Here is a 2252-nt window from a genome sequence, read left to right as displayed (position 1 = left end):
CGGTGACGGCCGCCATCGGCTCTGCCCTGTCGGGGCTGATCCTGGGCCTGGACGGCCACTGGGGCCTGTCTGGCTGGCAATGGCTGTTTTTGCTGGAAGGGATGCCGTCGGTGCTGCTGGGACTGGCCGTGTATGGCTACCTCGACGATGCGCCGGGCAAGGCGAACTGGCTGAGCCGGCTGGAACAGCAGGCGCTGGCGCGCATGCTGGAGGCGGAAAAGCCCGCTTTGGCGCCGGCCGCCAACCCGGTCAAGCCCTCCGTGCTGGCCGAAATGTGCTCGCCGACCGTGCTCAAATTCGGCCTGGCCTATTTTTGCCTGGTCAATACGCTGGCGATGGTGGCCGTCTGGACGCCGCTGATCGTCAAAAGTTTTAACAGCGGCGCCAGCAATACCCAGATCGGCCTGCTGGCGGCGATTCCCCAGGTATGCACCGTGATCGGCATGATCGCCTGGGGCCGCCGCTCGGACCGGCTGCAGGAGCGGCGCTGGCATATCGTCTGGCCGATGCTGCTGTCGGCCGCTGGCTGGCTGATCACCGCATATGCGGGCCACCCCATGCTGCAGCTGCTGGGCATCTGCATGGCCTCGACCGGCGCCTACACCGCCATGTCCGTGTTCTGGACCACGCCGGACGGCGCCCTGAGCTTCGCCGCGCGCGCCATCGGCATTGCCGTCATCAACGCCACCGGCAATATCGGCTCGGCCCTCAATCCGGTAGTGGTCGGCTGGCTCAAAGACGTGACGCACAGCTTTGCCACTGGCCTCTTGTATGCCAGCGTACTGCTGGTGGCGGGCGCGCTGATCGTATTGACCCTGCCGATTGCCCGAGGCAAGGCCAACCAGGCTATTTGAAAGGAAGCAGCATGACACCAGCATTTCAACCGTATCCCCATGTGCCCAGGGTTTATCCGCCGGGCAAACCTGCCGGGGATGGTATCGAACAGGTGCCTGTCCTGATCGTCGGCGGCGGCCCGGTGGGCCTGGCCACGGCGCTGGGCCTGGCCCGCCACGGCGTGCGCTCGGTATTGATCGAAGCGGACGACGGCGTGTGCACCGGCAGCCGTGCCATCTGCATATCGCGGCGCAGCCTGGAAATCATCGAACGGCTGGGCGCGCTCGACGGCTTCCTGGCCAAAGGCTTGCCTTGGACGGGCGGGCGCAGCTTCTACCGCGACCAGGAAGTGCTGCATTTTACGATGCCGCAGGACGCCAACCAGAAGCTGCCGCCAATGGTCAACCTGGCGCAATACCATATCGAGCAGTTTTTGCTCGATGCGGCCGAGCGCCATGCCGGCCTGATCGATATCCGCTGGCAGACGCGCGTGACCGCCGTGGAGCAGCACGCCGATGGCGCCACCGTCACCCTGGCCACGCCGGATGAGACGTACCGGATCAAAACGGACTGGCTGGTGGCGGCCGATGGCGGGCGCAGCGTGGTGCGCGAGGCGCTGGGCCTGAAACTGCAGGGCACCAGCTACGAGGGGCGCTATGTGATTGTCGACATCCACCTGAAAAGCGCCCGCCCGACCGAGCGGCTGGCGTATTTCGACCCGCCATCGAACCCCGGCTCGACCGTGCTGGTGCACAAGCAACCCGACGATATCTGGCGCATCGATTACCAGCTGCGCGACGACGAGGATGCGCAGGCGGCCGTGCTGCTGGAGAACGTGGCGCCGCGCGTCGACAGCCTGCTGGCGATGATGGGAGAGCGCGCGCCCTGGCATCCCGTCTGGATCACGATCTACAAGGCCAATGCCTTGAGCCTGGAAAAATACAGGCACGGCCGCGTGCTGTTTGCCGGCGATGCGGCACACCTGGTGCCGATTTTCGGCGTGCGCGGGGCGAATTCGGGCATCGACGACGCGGACAACCTGGCCTGGAAGCTGGCCTATGTAGTGAAACGGCAGGCGGGCCAGGCCTTGCTCGACAGTTATTCCGCTGAGCGCGTGTTTGCCGCGCGAGAAAACCTGCGCCACGGCACCAAGAGCACGGAATTCATGGCGCCGCCCACGTTTGCCTTCGAGCTGATGCGCACGGCCGTGCTGGGACTGGCCGGCAAGCATGCGCAGGTGCGCTCGCTGATCAATCCGCGCCAGACCAGCGCGATTGCGTATCTGGAGTCGCCGCTGAACGTGCCTTCTTCCGATGGCTTCACGGCCGGCCCGGCGCCCGGCACGGCATTGCCCGAATGCCCGTTGGCACCGCTGCAAAACGGCGACCGGAAAGCGCGGTATATTACCGATCTGGTGA

At 65.6% G+C, this 2252-nt stretch carries 2 protein-coding genes; both read left to right on the top strand.

The window, feature by feature from the left end; translation table 11 throughout:
• Positions 1-854, top strand: an 854-nt coding sequence (locus tag RTQ46_RS27100) for an MFS transporter (protein ID WP_312440716.1), incomplete at its 5' end; no start/stop codon positions are given.
• Positions 855-865: 11 nt separating this feature from the next.
• The coding region (locus RTQ46_RS27095) for an FAD-dependent monooxygenase (protein WP_312440715.1) at positions 866-2252 on the top strand (1387 nt) is incomplete at its 3' end.

This window comes from Janthinobacterium sp., assembly GCF_031995485.1.
Classification (GTDB): domain Bacteria; phylum Pseudomonadota; class Gammaproteobacteria; order Burkholderiales; family Burkholderiaceae_D; genus Janthinobacterium.
The sequence above is the reverse complement of the archived record's forward strand: the minus strand, read 5'-3'. Positions and strand labels throughout refer to the sequence as shown.